11 protein-coding genes are annotated in these 15,880 nt (G+C 53.8%); 5 read left to right on the top strand and 6 right to left on the bottom strand.

Annotated elements, in window-relative coordinates:
• Positions 1-633 precede the first annotated feature (633 nt).
• Positions 634-1,050: a hypothetical protein gene (locus GXX57_02875; protein ID HHV43599.1), complete on the top strand. Its 417-nt coding sequence runs from the start codon at positions 634-636 to the stop codon at positions 1,048-1,050.
• 80 nt (positions 1,051-1,130) lie between these two features.
• Here GXX57_02875 and GXX57_02880 read toward each other — a convergent pair whose 3' ends face one another.
• From GXX57_02880 to GXX57_02900, 5 genes are all read right to left on the bottom strand, one after another.
• Positions 1,131-2,108: an ATP-binding cassette domain-containing protein gene (locus GXX57_02880; protein ID HHV43600.1), complete on the bottom strand. Its 978-nt coding sequence runs from the start codon at positions 2,106-2,108 to the stop codon at positions 1,131-1,133.
• Positions 2,109-3,092, bottom strand: coding sequence for an ABC transporter ATP-binding protein (locus GXX57_02885; protein ID HHV43601.1), 984 nt, complete (start codon positions 3,090-3,092; stop codon positions 2,109-2,111).
• Position 3,093: 1 nt separating this feature from the next.
• Positions 3,094-4,482 (bottom strand): ABC transporter permease, encoded by a 1,389-nt coding sequence (locus GXX57_02890; protein HHV43602.1) that lies wholly within the window; start codon positions 4,480-4,482, stop codon positions 3,094-3,096.
• Positions 4,482-5,372, bottom strand: coding sequence for an ABC transporter permease (locus tag GXX57_02895; protein HHV43603.1), 891 nt, complete (start codon positions 5,370-5,372; stop codon positions 4,482-4,484). The genes GXX57_02890 and GXX57_02895 overlap by 1 nt, the downstream gene beginning before the upstream one ends.
• A gap of 144 nt (positions 5,373-5,516) precedes the next feature.
• On the bottom strand, positions 5,517-7,217 hold the full coding sequence (locus GXX57_02900; GenBank protein HHV43604.1) for a hypothetical protein: 1,701 nt from the start codon (positions 7,215-7,217) through the stop codon (positions 5,517-5,519).
• Positions 7,218-7,881: 664 nt separating this feature from the next.
• On the opposite strand from GXX57_02900, the gene spoIIE reads away from it, so the two are divergent.
• From spoIIE to folB, 4 genes are all read left to right on the top strand, one after another.
• Positions 7,882-10,347 carry a stage II sporulation protein E gene (spoIIE, locus tag GXX57_02905; protein HHV43605.1) on the top strand — a complete coding sequence of 822 codons (2,466 nt, stop codon included), beginning with the start codon at positions 7,882-7,884 and terminating at the stop codon, positions 10,345-10,347.
• A gap of 95 nt (positions 10,348-10,442) precedes the next feature.
• Positions 10,443-11,846: a tRNA lysidine(34) synthetase TilS gene (tilS, locus tag GXX57_02910; GenBank protein HHV43606.1), complete on the top strand. Its 1,404-nt coding sequence runs from the start codon at positions 10,443-10,445 to the stop codon at positions 11,844-11,846.
• Positions 11,847-12,018: 172 nt separating this feature from the next.
• A complete protein-coding gene (locus GXX57_02915) occupies positions 12,019-13,962 on the top strand; it encodes an ATP-dependent metallopeptidase FtsH/Yme1/Tma family protein (protein HHV43607.1) in 1,944 nt (647 codons plus the stop codon).
• 64 nt (positions 13,963-14,026) lie between these two features.
• Complete coding sequence (gene folB, locus GXX57_02920; protein ID HHV43608.1) at positions 14,027-14,401, top strand: dihydroneopterin aldolase; 375 nt, start codon at positions 14,027-14,029, stop codon at positions 14,399-14,401.
• A 256-nt stretch (positions 14,402-14,657) separates the two neighbouring features.
• On the opposite strand, the gene GXX57_02925 is transcribed toward folB, so the two are convergent.
• Positions 14,658-15,851: a trypsin-like serine protease gene (locus GXX57_02925; protein HHV43609.1), complete on the bottom strand. Its 1,194-nt coding sequence runs from the start codon at positions 15,849-15,851 to the stop codon at positions 14,658-14,660.
• Positions 15,852-15,880: the final 29 nt, after the last annotated feature.

Below are 15,880 nucleotides of genomic sequence, written 5' to 3' on the forward strand. Positions count from 1 at the left end.
AATCATGGAAAGAGTCCTCCTTTTAGCGCTTAGCGCCTTCTTTTCTTGTTTGAGGACTCTTTCTTTTTTTGTCTGGAATATCCTCCCTCTCTTCTTCAAGCGTCCCTACGAAATTTGCGTGGACCCGGGCCTGATTCGTACCCGGTTTTGAGCGTTTGGTCCAGGAAAGCAGAGGCAGCACATCCACCCGGTCTGATGGTGATGATAGAAAAAGGGATGTTAGCCCTGGGTGAGTTTCCCTAGGTACCCGCTTTTGGCAAGAACAGTCAGGAAAGTCCAAAGCAACCGAAATATGTGTGCGCTGAAGAAGCCCCATATCCAGGGGCAAGCTGCTTCACAGCTATGGCTTCATCCTTCCGGTAGCTGAATTACTAAAATACTTTGCAATCCTTTGTCGAAGTAGTTCTTCTTGACGGTTCAAGCCAGTGTTGGTACGTTACGGCCTTCAATGATGAGAGTACCTGCCATTCGTACTGGTCTTCGGGAGTTAGGTCCGGTCTATTGCTATTGGGACGATCTTCTACTGCAGGATTCTATACCAGATATACGCAACGACATTGGCGGAGACAATCTTGGGTTATGTGCGTCTATTGCCTAGGAATCGAGCCAGGCGCTGGTCTAGTAGGGCGAGGAATGTTGATTGCTGGCATCCACTTGGGGGTACTGCACGACGCAGTGCCTCCGGAGCTCAGGGGAGGGCAGCGCCACCAGAGTAGTCTGATGGGTTTTGCCCGTCTTGTGAGCGCAACACAGCCCCATTTGGCCGCTCCGGTGGTTGCTGGCACTTGGCGGAAAAACAAGAAGATCCATGCCTCACAGGACTGTGGTGCCGATGACAAACCATGGAGATTGGAGCTTGTTCTACGGCCAGGGATCCAGGTCCAAGGGTTAGCGGGAAAACTGCGACGTGATGGAGGGATTCTCTTGAGTCGAAGCGCCTGGCGGGTATCCAAGATCCTAAGCATAGCCCTGGATAATTGGTATTGGAGCAGTCAAGGGCTGATGAGCATAGCCGAAGGTTACCATCAACAAATTCGTCAAGCTTGGTGAACCGCCTTATACCGAACGGGACGTACGGTGGTGGGAGAGGACGGGGGCTAATCGCCCCCTCCTCCTTGATATGATCCGAGCTACTTGGCCAAGTGACAGGACACCCAATGCCCCGGCTCCACTTCCTTGAATTCAGGCTCCGTGGTCTTGCAGATCTCCACTGCATAGGGACAACGGGGATGGAGGCGGCAACCCGGTGGTGGGTCAGTGACGTTGGGGACCTCGCCGGACAGATCGATCTGAATTGTTCGGTCGGTGGGATCCGGATCCAAGACCGCGTTAATCAAGGCCTTGGTATAGGGATGCTTGCAACCGTAGATCAGGGTATCTGCGGACGCTAGTTCCACCATCTCACCCAAATACATTACAGCAATCCGGTTACAGATGTGCCGAGCGGTAGCCAGGTCGTGGGTGATATACAAGAAAGCCACATGTCTTTCCTTGGACAACCGCAGCATGAGGTTCAAAATACCGCCCCGGATAGAGATGTCCAACATGGACACCGGTTCATCCGCCACGATGAAGTCCGGATTCATCACCAGTGCCCGGGCAATGGCCACCCGCTGTCGCTGTCCACCGGACAGTTCGTGGGGGAACCGGGTCAGGTACTGTTCCGGAGGAGTTAAGCCGACCTCGGCCAACACCGATGTGACGATCTCCACCGCTTGATCGTGGCTCTCCAGCATACCTTGAATCCGTAAGGGTTCGGAGATGATCTGGAGGAGATTCATCCGGGGATTCAAGGATGTGTAGGGGTCCTGGAAGATGATCTGTAGTTTCCTCCGCATCATCTTCAGGTCCTTGCCCTTTAGCGCCGTAATGTCCTGGCCCTTGTATAGGATTTCACCGGAAGTGGGTTCGATTAACCGCAAAAGAAGCCGTCCGGTGGTGGTCTTCCCGCAACCGGATTCACCCACTAAGCCCAGGATCTCTCCAGGATAGATTTGCAGATCTATATCATCCACAGCCCGCACTACGGCCTTACGAACGACACCTCGTCCCCGGGCCGGGAAGTGCTTCACCAGGTTTTTCGCTTCGACAATCGGTTGTGTCTGCATTTAAACCACCTCCGCGGCTGACTCCGATGTAAGCTTGTGGCATGCCACCATCTGCTTACCAAAGGAGCGCAGTGTGGGTTCCAACTTCTCGCATTCCTTATCAGCGATGGGACACCGCGGATGGAACACGCAACCCGAAGGCGGATTCAAAAGATCCGGCGGATGGCCAGGGATCGCCTTGATTTCCGTCTGCTCCGCCCGAATATGGGGGACAGCGGTGATCAAACCTTGGGTATAGGGGTGTAACGGCTTGGTAAACACCGATACCGTATCGCCCGTTTCCATGATCTTTCCAGCGTACATGATCATCACCTGATCACAGGTCTTGGCAATGATCGGCAGATCGTGGGAGATGAGGATCATGGACAGGGAGAACTTCTCCCGGAGTTCAATCAATGTCTGCATTACTTGAGCCCGTACCAGGGTGTCTAAAGCAGTGGTGGGCTCGTCGGCAATCACCAGGTCTGGCCGGCAGGCCAAAGCCATGGCAATAACCGCCCGCTGCTTCATGCCGCCACTGAACTCATGGGGGTATTCTTTGGCCCGGTGGGGACTAATTCCTACCATTTCCAGCAGTTCAGTGGTACGCTCGTAGGCTTCCTTGGCCGACTTTCCTTCGGTGTGGATAATGGATTCGGCAATTTGGTCACCAACCCGAATCACCGGATTTAGGGCGTTCATGGCGCCCTGGAAGACCATGGATATTCGCTTCCAGCGGATCTGATCGCGGAACTCCGGTTCAGACATATCCAGTAGGTTTTGTCCATCAAACTTGATGGAACCATCTACGAAGCGACCATTTTTCGGCAATAACCTCAGGATACTCAACCCTAAGCTACTCTTCCCACACCCCGATTCACCGGCGATCCCCAGAGTCCCCTGGACGGGAAGTTCAAAGCTGAGGCCATCGATAGCTTTCACAGCACCCTGTTGGGTCTGGTAATGCATTTTCAGGTCTTTAACTTCAAGCAGTGCCATTGTCACATCACCTCTCTTGGCGCCTGGGATCTAGGATTTCGTTCAGGGTATTGCCAATCAAGACAAAGGCTAGGGCCAAGAGCGTAATGGCAATACCAGGTGGCAGGATCCACCACCAGGCCAGCCGTGTAAAGGCACCGAAGCTCTGGGCGCTTTGCAGCATATTACCCCAAGTGGGTGTGCTGGGATCGCCAAAGCCCAAGAAGCTCAGCGTCGACTCAAACAAAATCGCGCTGGGAATGAGCAGTACCAAGGAGGCAAACACCAAGGGCAATACGTTGGGCAGAATATGGCGCCACATGATATAGGTCTTGGAGGCACCCGCGGCCCGGGCGGCTTCCACGAAGGTCTGCTCGCGCAAACTCAGGGTTTGGGATCGGACCAAACGTGCGGTGCTCATCCAGGAGAAGATGGCAATGAGTAGCACTGTGGTCCAGATATTCTTACCAAAGAACGCCGCTAGGATAATCAGGATCGGTAGCAACGGGACACTGAGCATGATGTCGGTTGCCCGCATCAAAAGCTCGTCCACCAGGCCACCCACATAACCGCTGACAATGCCAATGGTGGTACCCACGATTACCGAGATAAATGCAGCGGAAAGGCCAATTAAAAGCGCAAAGCGGGTACCGTAGGCCAACTGACTCCACAGGTCGCACCCTAAGTGGTCTACACCCAAGACACCGTGTACTTCACCGGGTACCCGGAAGCTCAAGGGAGCCAAATCGATGCTGGTGGCCCCACTGTCCTCGGTTTTGGCAACCCGGAGACGCAAGGTGTACTTACCCTCGGTGGTAAAGACATGTTTAGCAGGGTCCCCGAAGGGGCCTAATCCCAAGGCGGTCTTCACCCGCATATCCCGGGAGTCTACGGCGAACTTCCGAATCTCCATCGGGGATCTGTGGGTTTGGGACTGCCACAGGTTGTACTCCGTCCCATTGGGATCCACAATGGAGAAAGCTAAGGTCGTGCTCCCCGCTTCTAACTGGGGTATCCCATAATGCAAGGCAATCTCGAAAACACTCGCTGTATTTGATGGGTAATCGAAGGCATAGGTGAACAGAACCTCCGCCTCCCCTGGAGGCAGTTCCAACCTCAGGTATTCGACATCTTCCTCGTGCCACGTGGAGGCTTCTACCTCTACGTCGGTAGACCTTTCCCATTCATTTGGGGAAACGTTGAAAGCGCTACCTTGCAGGGCATCACGATACTTAGGAAAGAGCCGGAACCATGCGGGCATCGCCATCCGATTCGCCAAATTCATATCCTTGAGAGGATCATATGAAGTGAGCAAGGGGGCGAAAAGGGCCATCAGCACAAAGACAACTAGAATGCCCAAGCCCACCATGCCGGATCGACTCCGTCGAAACTGCTGCACGAAAGAGCGAAAATCCATTAGTGTCCACCCCCTTCGCCCACCCGGATCCGGGGATCCACAAGGCCATAGGCTAGGTCGGCCAGGAAGTTAGAGATTAGTACGGCAAGGGCAATCAAATAGAAAGCCCCTTGGGCCGCGGGGTAGTTCTTTTCCATCGTGGCCTGCAATAAATAACGGCCCACCCCCGGCCAGGAGAAAATGGACTCTGTAACTACGGCTCCTCCGATGATCCCGGGTAGATTCAGGAAAAACAGGGTGACGATCGGGGGAAGAATGCTCCGAAAGGCATGTTGGAACAAGACTCTTCTTGGGGTTAGTCCCTTGGCTTTGGCAGTGACAATAAAATCTTGGCTTAGTACATCAGCCATGGTATTGCGGGTATACAAAGCCCAGGAACCGAAACCAACGATCGTCAAACTGATTACAGGCAAAGCCAAATGATGTAGCCGATCCCAAAGCACAGGGAAAAATCCTGTGGGTGGGGGAATGCTCATGGTACCCCGGATTGGAAAGATCGGCCAGAAATAAGCAAAGGCTAAAAGCAAAAGCAACTGCAAAAAGAAAGTGGGAACCGAATAGGCAAAGAGCCCTGAACCGATGGTCAGATGCTCCGCGATGGAGCCCTGTTTGGAGGCAGCAAAAATGCCCAAGAGGATGCCAACCACCATGGAAAGAATGGTGGATGTTCCCAAGAGTAACAGGGTATTCGGAAGCCGTTCGAGGATCTCGTCAGCCACCGGTCTTCTGGATTGGAAGGAGTAACCGAATTCAAACTTTAGCAAATTTTTCATATACAGTAGATACTGCTCCCAAAGCGGTTTGTCCAATCCATATTGTTTTTCTAACAACGACTTCATCTCGGGAGTCATGCTGGGAGATTGGAGGGTACCTACCGGATCTCCGGGCATCACCCGAAATATAAAGAAGTTGAATGTAAGAATAAAGAACAGAATAACAACTGCATATACTAGTCGTCTAAGAATATACCTTATAAACTGCACTTCAATCCACCTTCCGCAGGGGAAAAGGGGCCCCTGAGGGCCCCTTTCAGGTTATTGCGCTGCCCAGTAGTAGGGGTTCTTGACCATGTGGACGTACTGGCCAGTTTCCATGGACTTGAAGATGAAGGGCCCGATACCTACCAGCTTGGTCAGCCCTTCCACGGTGGGATGGGGCTCCAGCCAGGGCTGGAAGTTCAACGGATCCGTGACATCTTGCCAGATGTGCTTAGGCAGCCAGTAGCGGCCAGCCACGTTACCCAAGTGCCAGTAGCTGAGGTTCGCCATGTAGACCTCGACGGTGTAATCGTCGGGGCATTCTACCTTGACGACGTCAATCACGTACTGGTACTGCTCTTGCAGTTGATGCTCGATGTAGTACTCGATGGAGAACTTGACGTCGTGGGCGGTGAAGGGCATACCGTCATGCCACTTGATGTCATCGCGCAGTTTGAAGGTTAGCTTGGTGGCTACGTCGTCTACCCGGGTAAAGCGGTCGATATCCTTGAGGGCCTCTACGTCAGGCTCCCAGGTGCCCACTTCCCACTCGGTGGCGACCCAGGGAATATCCTCGAGGGTCTCGGGATCTACTTCCAACAGAGCGTCAGTGGTCCGGCCGAGGATTTCCCAGTCATAGGAACTGTCAGCAAGTGCCGGGTTCAGGGTTTTGGGGTTCTCAGGCAACAGCCAACGGATGGCCTGATTTGTTGTGGGTCGGATGTTCAGCGTTGTCCACTTGTTGTTGTATTGAGCTGCACCGTAACCAAGCATCGGGATGAAGCCCTCGACCTTGTCCGTCCGGAAGGCATCAATATAGGGACGGGAGTAGAGGGTAATATAAGGTAGCAGTTCTGAGAGAACCTCCTGGGCCGCGTAAGCAGCTTCCATTGCCTCGTCATAGTTAGCTGCGTAATACAGCTCTTCCAAAGCGGCATCCAACTTAGGATCGCGGATACCAGGGGTGTTGTTGCCCCGCTCTACATCGAAGTTGGAGTGAAACAGGGTGTACAGATCGACCGGGTCACGGCCCAGACCCCATGCCAAGCAGTAGGTGTCGAAATCAAATACGTCGATACGTTCCAGAATAATGTTAAAGTCCATAGGAACGTGCTTCGCCGGGATACCAATGGCCCGTGCCTCGTTGCAAATCAGCTCGCCGATCTGGGCGGAGGTTGGGGCAATATCAAAGGTTGGGGTTAGGAATTCGATCTCTTCCATGGGCTCACCGGTGCGTGGATCGATCCGCACGCCGCGGGGTCCCATGACATAACCGGCTGCGTCGAGGATTTCCGCAGCTTTCCTTGGGCTATACTCATAGTGTGCCGCCTGTGGATTGTGGAAGGGGGAGGATGGGGGCACGAAGGCCTCTAGGGGCAGCATGTACCCGGAGAACAGGGTGTTGATGATCCGGTCCCGATCCACGAGATGGGCGATGGCTTGACGTACGGCAACGTCATCCAGGGGAGCCCTCCGCATGTTCAAGGCAGTGTAGAACATATGGAAGCCCAGATCAAAGGTCAATTCGATGTTCGGATCAGCGAAAAGGGTGTCGATGGTTTCGGGCGTGGTCAGACCGGGGTAGATATGGATCTCGCCCAGCTGTAGTGCCCGCAACCGTGCTTCATTATCAGTAATGATAATGAAGTACAGCTCGTCCGCCTGTGGGCCCTTTGGTAAGTCGGCCGCAGCGGTCAGTGCCGATGTTAAGAGCAGCACTGAGACTAGTGTGACGATGAGTGCTTTGAGTGTACGCATCTGAATACCTCCTATTTACAACATTTGGGTTAGCCCCAGTTAGTTATTATACAGTATTCTACGGTTTTGCTCCGAATCCTTCTACTACTAGTATCATGGAAATAGAACCCATCCCGGATGGAAGCAGGGATCGGCAGGCAAAGCCTTTACTAAAGCTCCTTTGCAGTTCAGTGTATAAAAATAAAAAATATACAGGCCCAAGTAGAGAGTATATATGGTTAATCCCCGGGGGTCAAGGGTATTGTTTAAAGTTCTTTCAAAGTATCCTATGTCGGTGTGAGGAGAGATCGTTAATTGTTGTATCTGGGTAGTCATAGGGACGAAACCGGCTTCCTGAACGGTATGAGGGGACGATATCGAAAGCCTACAACCAATTGTCAATATCCGTCATTTTCCTTCGACCGCAGGGACGAGTTCCACGGAAAACCATTGGCGGAGGGACGTAATTGGTCACAAAATGGCACAGGATTAGACGAATAATTATACACCACTAATGCAAGCGCCTGGGGGAAATCCGAAGAAATCCCTCTTTATGAGGAACGTAACGGTTAATGTCGGAATGTAGGGAATCTAGTTCTGCGGATGTCGACAAACAAACAGACCTTCTTTGTGTTAGGCTTAGCATGGTAACTTGTCCGGCTTATCAGTTAAGGAGCGAAAGGTGTTGATGTTGGTGATGATCGAACAATCCGACGCGAGTACCTACTGTATGCCCTTAAGTGCAAAGGCCCATGTTTCCAGCAGGCCGAAGAGACTGCCTCTGGGCAACTTGCTCACGGTGTTATCCGCCCTGTTTGCCTTCGACAAGTTGCCCTACTATATCCTAGTGGCCCTGTTAACCCAGGTGGAGTTGACCAGTGGCCTACACCCCTTGGGGATCGGTTTTGCCGCGGCATGTCTGTTGTTACGGGATCCGGCGTTGAACCTAGGGATGATGGGTTGGCTTGCCGCAGGAGTTGCCTTTGGGAATATGAGAGTGCTGCCCGTCTACCTTATTCTTTACACCCTTTTTTGGATCTTTGCTGTGGTCCTCAAAGCCAATTGGAAGGACAAAATGGGCCAATATGCCTTTGCGGTTGGGGTGACGGTCACCATGCTCCAGGGAATCCCCCCCCTGGCTGGGGGGTCCCCACCCTACGTTATCCTTTCAGTGGTTATCCATGGCCTTTTGACAGGGGTCTCTTGCCTTTTGTTCGTACCCGGTGTGGCGGCCATTAAGACCAGGTCTTTACCCTTCGGTGTCCAGGAGTTTATCAGCTTACTTCTAATCGGTTTGGGTGCCCTCATGGGAATTGGAAACCTTCAGGTGTTTGGGGTGGCCTTAGTCTATGTAATCAGTGGACTGGCTATCCTCACCGCCGGCTATATCGGGGGACCCGGTGCCGCGGCGGTCTTGGGCACCACCATTGGTGTGGGACTGATGTTGCCTTTGGCCGGACCGCCGTTGCTTTTAGCTTCTCTGGGCTTTCCCGGCACCGTGGCTGGGGTCTTTCGCCATAAGGCCCGGGGGTGGATGGTTTTCGGATTCTTGGTCAGCCAACTGCTTCTTTACCTTTCTTTAGCGCCTACTTTGGTGGGGGAGATGGGAGCCACCCTGCTGGCAGCCCTCCTTTTCCTGATAATTCCTCAACAGGTCCTACATAAACTCCAACGCTTCCTACCGGTGCAGTACCAGCAGGCTAACGTCCAAGAGGTGGCCTCGGCCCTGCAGGATTCCTTCGCGGACAAGCTTAGTGGTATGTCCCGGGTCTTTGAGGAACTGGCGAGCACCTTCGGGGACGATAAGACCCCCGAGGAAAGCCGGCACTCCCAACTTAACCGGGCCTGCGAGTATATTTCCGAAAAGGCCTGTGCCTCCTGTGTTAGTTATCGCAAATGTTGGGAGGAAAACTTCTATCAGACCTACTGGGATTTGGTGGAATTGCTAGCTTCGGTGGAGCACAGACGAAACCTTTCCACCAGGGATCTGCCGCCGCGTTTTCAGAAGTATTGTCTGCATGCCCATCGCCTGACCGCCACTTTGCGGGAGGCGGCCGAACGGTTGCGGATCAACAACTACTGGGGTCAGCGGGTTAGTGAGAGCCGGGGTATCGTCCGCCGACAACTGGCGGGGGTTTCCCAGCTCATTAAGGGAGTGGCGGCGCAGTTTGAGATCGGTCTGTGTGAAGACTTGGGACTGCAGCAGATCTTGAAGGAACAATTCACCGTGCATGAACTTTTTCCCGCGGAAGTTCTGATCACCGACGAAGGGGGCGTCCGCAGGGTCACTATAGAACGGCAACGACTCTGCCATGGCGCCCAGTTTTGCAGCAACCGCATCCCGGCCTTGATGGACCAGGTGTTGGGAGAATCCTATTCGGTTTGGCAACGCTTTTGTAGCAGCGAGGGCCGGTGCCGATGTGTTTTTCTTCCGGAGCGCAAGTTTAACCTGGAGACCGTGGCTTTGAATGTACCCAAGGACACGGTCAGTGGCGATGAATGGACCAAGCTGATGCTGCCCAATGGGAAAATTGCGCTGCTGATCAGTGACGGCATGGGAATTGGGCCTGAGGCGGCCAAAGAAAGCCAGGCCACGGTGTCGATGCTGGAGAGAATGCTGGAAAACGGCTTTGACGTGCAGTTCGCCCTGCAGACGGTTAATTCGGTTTTACTGTTGCGCTCGGTGAAGGAGACCTTTGCCACCATCGATCTGGCCTTGGTGGACATGTATACGGGGCTGGTGGATTTCATCAAGATCGGTTCTACCCCCAGTTTCATCGTGCGCCCCGATGAAGTTGAGATCGTCCGGGCCAACTCCCTTCCGGTGGGGATTTTCCCCGAGATCGAGATCCAAAGTCAAACCCGGCGTCTAGAACATGGGGATATCCTGGTCATGATTACCGACGGGGCCATCGATCAGCAAAGCGAGCTGTTGGAGTCGGAGCAGTGGATTGCCGAGCTTCTCGCCCGGATCAAGACCGATGATCCTGGGAAGATCGCGCGCCGAGTGCTAGACGAGCTGCGCCAGGTGGTGGGGGAGCAATTACCCGATGATGTGACCATTGTGGTAACCCGAATCACGAGGGCCACACCGAATCACCAGTTCTATAATAATGAAGAGATTCCCCTGTACGTGCGGGTAGGTCAATAGGTGCTTCGCCTGTGCTATAATAACCTTACCTAAGCTTGGTGGGGTGTCCTATGGACCTATTGGAACAGTGCAGGGAGACAATTCGTCGGTATCAAATGTTGCAACCACAGGATCGGGTGATTGTGGCGGTGTCCGGGGGCCCCGATTCTGTGGTCTTGCTCCACGTATTGCTTCGCTTTCGTTCGGAATACGGTTTGACCTTGCATGTGGCCCATCTGCATCATTGTCTGCGGCCCGAGGCCACGGAGGAAATGGAATATGTGCGGAGCCTGGCCGGAGAATGGGGGCTACCATTTCATTACCGGATTGTGGATGTGGCGAGACTGGCCAGGGAGAACCGGGAGTCGGTGGAGGAAGCGGGTCGGCGGGCCCGTTATACCCTTTTTCGGGAGTTAACCGAAGAATTGCAGGCCCAGCGCGTGGCCCTAGGCCATCATGCCGATGATCAGGCGGAAACGGTACTCATCAACCTGCTGCGGGGCACGGGCCCTTTGGGCCTGGCGGGAATTCCCCCGGTCCGCGGTCCGTATATCCGCCCTTTGCTCCATTGTTCCCGGGAAGAGATCCTTGCCTATGCCCGGGAACACAAGCTTACCTATTATGAAGATGTCACCAACCGGCAACCCATCTACCTTCGAAACAGGATTCGTCAAGAGCTGTTACCCCTCTTGGAAACCTACAATCCTCGGATCCGTGGGACCCTTGCTCAACTGGCTAGCATCACCTATTTTGAAGGCCAGGTTATGGAATCCCTAGCGGCAAAGTATTACCGTAAACTTAAGATGTCCTCATCAGGTGGTGGGCCAAAGGAGGTCTCTCTGTTCGTCCAGGAGCTGCTTGCGCTGCCCCTGGCTCTGCAAAGACGCCTGGTGCGGCAGGCTTACGGAGAGGTCACCGGTCACCTGCGGGGCCTTACCTTTGACCATGTGGAGCAGCTCTTGCAAAGCTTAGGAGAGAAACTATGCCTTGATTGGCCCCAGGGCTGCCGGGTGATAAGCGACGGCTCTCTTCTTACCCTAAGGGAACAGACGACAGAAAGCGTACCTTCTGCCCTGGCGGTTTTTCCCCTACCTTGTCCCGGCGAGTGTCATCTGCCCATGGGTTTGTACCTATCGGCGAAGATTGTGGACCAAGGGCCCACAACCTTTGAACGAGGGTCGGCGGGCTTTGCCCCTTTGGTCACTTACTTGCAGACCGGACAGGGCTCTGTGGATTTTGTGGAGTATATCGATCTTGCACGGTGCAAAGGTCCGCTCTATGTTCGCGGTCGGCGGGCGGGGGATCGGGTGCGGTTGTTGGGCAGTCCCGGCACCCGCAAACTCAAGGATATCTTTATTGACGCGAAGATCCCCAACGAAGTGCGAGATCTGTTTCCCTTGGTCTGCGATGGGGAAGGGATCCTGTGGGTGCCGGGATTTACCATCGCGGATCGGGTCAAGATAACCCGTAATACTGCCCAGGTTTTGCAGCTTCGTCTTAAGCACCAGGTTCATGGTTGAGACAACGTATTCGGGGTCTACCGCGGTTTTCGCTTCCCAACTTCACTGTTTACCCCCAAAGGACTTCAAATTGTAATCACTTAACCCCTATGATATAATAGCTGGGAATAAGGAGAAATGTGTTCCTCCTTCACCCATTGTGCCGGTGTTATCACCGAAGGGAGGGTATTTTTTGAATAGGTTTCTAAGAGGTTTGAGCGTATACCTCTTAATTGCGATTGTAGCCGTCTTCATGGTGAATATGTTCTACAGCGATCCTACCACCGTGCGCGAGGTAGGGTATAGCGAGTTTCTGGACTATGCGGCTGCGGGACAAATCGAATCGGCCCGGGTAATTGGCAGTCAACGGGTCGAAGGAAAGCTGTGGGATGGTTCCGTGATTTTTGCGGAGATTCCCTATGGTACTCAGAATCTGGCGGACAGACTCTATGAATTGGGAATCAGTGTCAGTGCTGAACCGGAAAAGGACCGGGCGTGGTGGTGGTCCTTGTTGCCCACGGTCTTCACCATCGTAGTGGTCGTGGTGCTTTGGATTTTCTTGATTAACCAGATGCAAGGTAGCGGCAACAAGGCCATGTCCTTTGGGAAAAGTCGGGCGAGAATGTATTCGGAAGAAAAAAGCCGCGTTACCTTTGATGATGTGGCTGGCTTGGATGAGGCCAAGCAGGAATTGATGGAGATAGTTGAGTTTTTGAAGCACCCGAAGAAGTTTGTGGAGCTGGGGGCGAAGATCCCCAAGGGTGTGCTGTTGGTTGGTCCCCCTGGCACGGGGAAAACCTTGTTGGCTCGGGCGGTGGCCCGAGAAGCGGGGGTACCCTTCTTCAGTATTAGTGGTTCAGATTTCGTAGAGATGTTCGTTGGTGTGGGCGCCGCCCGGGTGCGGGATCTTTTTGATAACGCCAAGAAAAACAGTCCCTGTATCGTGTTCATCGACGAATTGGATGCGGTGGGCCGGCAGCGGGGAACGGGGCTTGGTGGGGGCCATGATGAGCGGGAGCAGACCCTCAACCAGCTGTTGGTGGAGATGGACGGTTTTGAGTCCAACACAGGGATTATTGTGATGGCCGCAACTAACCGTCCAGATGTGTTGGATCCTGCCTTGTTGCGCCCAGGACGTTTCGACCGCCGCGTGGTGGCGGATGTTCCCGATGTGCGCGGTCGGGAAGAGATCTTGAAGATTCATGCCCGGGGTAAGCCCATGGGCAAAGATGTCGATCTGCGGGTTCTGGCTAAGCGGACGCCCTATTTCTCCGGCGCGGATCTGGCTAATCTGATGAACGAAGCTGCCATTTTGGCCGCCCGTAAGGGTCAGCGGGTCGTTACCATGGCCGAATGTGAAGAGGCCATTGACCGTGTGCTGATGGGGCCGGAACATCGCAAACGGGTTCTCAGTGACAAGGACAAGCTGGTTTTTGCTTATCACGAGGCTGGTCATGCATTACTGGCCCATTACTTGCCCCATGCAGACCCTGTCTACAAAGTAACCATTATAGGACGGGGACGAACCGGTGGGCATACGGCTACTTTGCCGGTGGAGGAACGCTACGTCACCACCAAGTCGGAACTGCTAGATGAATTGGCGGTTCTTTTGGGGGGCCGGGCTGCGGAGGAATTGGCCTTCGACGGTGAGGTCAGTACCGGAGCCCAGAATGACCTGGAACGGGTTACGAAGTTGGCACGTAAGATGGTTACTGAGTGGGGTATGAGTGAGACCCTAGGCCCGTTGACCTTCGGACGTCGGGATGAGACCCAGGTGTTCCTAGGCCGAGACCTTGGTCGGGATCGGGACTACAGTGAGAGTGTGGCAGCGCAAATCGACCGGGAAGTCAGAACCTTTGTGGAAGGAGCCCATAAGCAGGCTACTGAGGTTTTGGCGCAGCACCGGGAAGAACTAGATAAAGTGGTGGAGGCCCTGCTAGAGCGGGAGACCCTCAACCGGCACGAGTTCGAATTGGCCTTGAAGTATGGTGCCAATATACCGGAGGAGGAACTGCAAAAGCGCTCTGCGGAAGAAAAGGAAAGCGCGCCCGAAGTGACGACCAAGGCCACCGGGGATTCTAAGGACGACACGCCTGTCCTGCAAAGAAAGCACTCCCCGGCGGTGGAGGCAGAATAGAGCATAACAGACAGGATATGGGGAAGAATAGTCCTGCTGGGACTACACTTCAAGGAGGAGTAGCATGGCCAGCGATCGAATCAGGCTGAACAACATGGTGTTTTACGGCTATCACGGTGCCTTTTCGGCCGAAAAGGAGCTAGGGCAAAGGGTCGAGGTTGACCTGGAACTGGTCTTGGATCTGGCGACCACCGGCAAAACCGATGATCCCGAATTGTCGGTGAATTACGTGGATATTTACACCATTGTTAAGGATTTAGTGGAAGAAGGAGACTTCAACCTATTGGAGGCCTTAGCGGAGAGTATCGCCGACGCTGTGTTCGACGCTTTTGGCATTGACGAGGTCGTGGTCAGAGTGCGCAAGCCCCAGCCTCCGGTGGGAGGTCTGATGGCTTCCGTTGAAGTGGAGATCGTCCGCAGGCCAGCAGCAGGATTCTAGGATTTCTCCCCATTGTTGACTTTGTGTTTTGCGAATTAAGCCCATGGGTATCAGCCCATGGGCTTAATTAGTCTACGCATAGGTCGCATCGGACCACCTATGGTAGAGCTTCGTCCTCTTGTCTATGGCCTGTATGTAGATTACGTAGACCTTTCCCTTCTTCCTTTAGGGGCATGCAAATATGGGTGGGATAGGTCTAATGTCTGTGGAAAAAGAAGAAGCCTGCGGGAGGAAGGCTTCTCCCGCAGGCCAAGGATTACTGGGCTTCTTCCAGGGTGACCGTGACCAGCATGGGAGTACCCTGGCGTTCAATAACCAGAATAACTTTATCCCCCGGCCGCTTCTTGGCGATATAGTTCACCACATCGTCGTGGGAGGTGATGGGTGTATCATCGATGCGACGGATCACATCGTACACCTTTAGACCTGCCTTGTCCGCAGGGCTGTTGCGGAACACCGTGGCGATGACGGCTCCTTCCGTGACATCGGTCCCCAGCCAATTGGCAATGTCCTGGGTTAAGGAGGCTACTTGTATCCCTAGCCAGGCCCTGGTGACCTTTCCTTCGTTAATCAGCATGTCGAGAACGTCCTTAGCCGTATTGATGGGGATGGCAAAGCCGATCCCTTGGGCCGTACTATGAATTGCGGTGTTAATCCCGATGACTTCACCCCACACGTTGATCAAAGGTCCACCACTGTTTCCGGGGTTGATGGAGGCATCGGTCTGCATCAATTCCCGGTAAGTGCGGGTCTGGTTGGTATCGGAATCCTGAATCTGGATGCTCCGTCCCTTGGCACTGATTACTCCCACGGTGAGGGTGTGGTCAAAGACCTCCCCGTAGGGATTGCCAATGGCGATTACCCAGTCTCCCTGACGGGTGGCGGAGGAGTCGCCCAAAGGGATGGTGGGGAGCTTATCCAGTTCCTTTGGCTTTTCGATCTTCAGTACCGCTAGATCCAACGTCCAGTCGGAACCGACGAGTTCCGCTGGGATCTCCCCTTTAAACTCGGGGGTGGACAAGGTCACCGTAATCTTCTGGTTGTCTCCCTTGTTTCCCACCACGTGCTGATTGGTGAGGATATATCCCTCCTCATTGATGATGAACCCCGTTCCTAGGCGCGGTTGCCGCTGGGGATTCTGCTGGGGTATGGAGAAGAAGGGAAACCAGAACTGGTCGTAGATGCTCCACTGGGGTTCCTCCCGGGGAAACTCTACACTGATATATACCACAGCAGGACTGACGCGTTCGGCAATATTGGCGAAGGTATCGCTCCACAGCGGAATACCGGCTCGGTCAGTATCTGCCGACTGCTCGGAAGCAGCATGGGAGACATCATTGCGACCGTATTCGGCCAACAGTGGTTCTCTGACCAAAACAGAGAATGCCAGGCCACCTAGTAGAAAGGATACTAACGCGATGACGAGAAAAGAAGATTTTCGTGTCTGCATTGAGATTTCCTCCTTTAACGTTGAAAAGA

The sequence above is a fragment of the Bacillota bacterium genome, assembly GCA_012839765.1.
In the GTDB taxonomy this organism is placed as follows: domain Bacteria; phylum Bacillota; class Limnochordia; order DUMW01; family DUMW01; genus DUMW01.

Bases quoted from the DNA above. Each gene is read 5' to 3' on its own strand.
- GXX57_02875 (HHV43599.1), top strand. From the start codon at position 634: ATGTTGATTGCTGGCATCCACTTGGGGGTACTGCACGACGCAGTGCCT.
- GXX57_02880 (HHV43600.1), bottom strand. From the start codon at position 2,108: ATGCAGACACAACCGATTGTCGAAGCGAAAAACCTGGTGAAGCACTTC.
- GXX57_02890 (HHV43602.1), bottom strand. From the start codon at position 4,482: ATGGATTTTCGCTCTTTCGTGCAGCAGTTTCGACGGAGTCGATCCGGC.
- GXX57_02895 (HHV43603.1), bottom strand. From the start codon at position 5,372: ATGCCCGGAGATCCGGTAGGTACCCTCCAATCTCCCAGCATGACTCCC.
- GXX57_02900 (HHV43604.1), bottom strand. From the start codon at position 7,217: ATGCGTACACTCAAAGCACTCATCGTCACACTAGTCTCAGTGCTGCTC.
- tilS (HHV43606.1), top strand. From the start codon at position 10,443: ATGTTGCAACCACAGGATCGGGTGATTGTGGCGGTGTCCGGGGGCCCC.
- folB (HHV43608.1), top strand. From the start codon at position 14,027: ATGGCCAGCGATCGAATCAGGCTGAACAACATGGTGTTTTACGGCTAT.
- GXX57_02925 (HHV43609.1), bottom strand. From the start codon at position 15,851: ATGCAGACACGAAAATCTTCTTTTCTCGTCATCGCGTTAGTATCCTTT.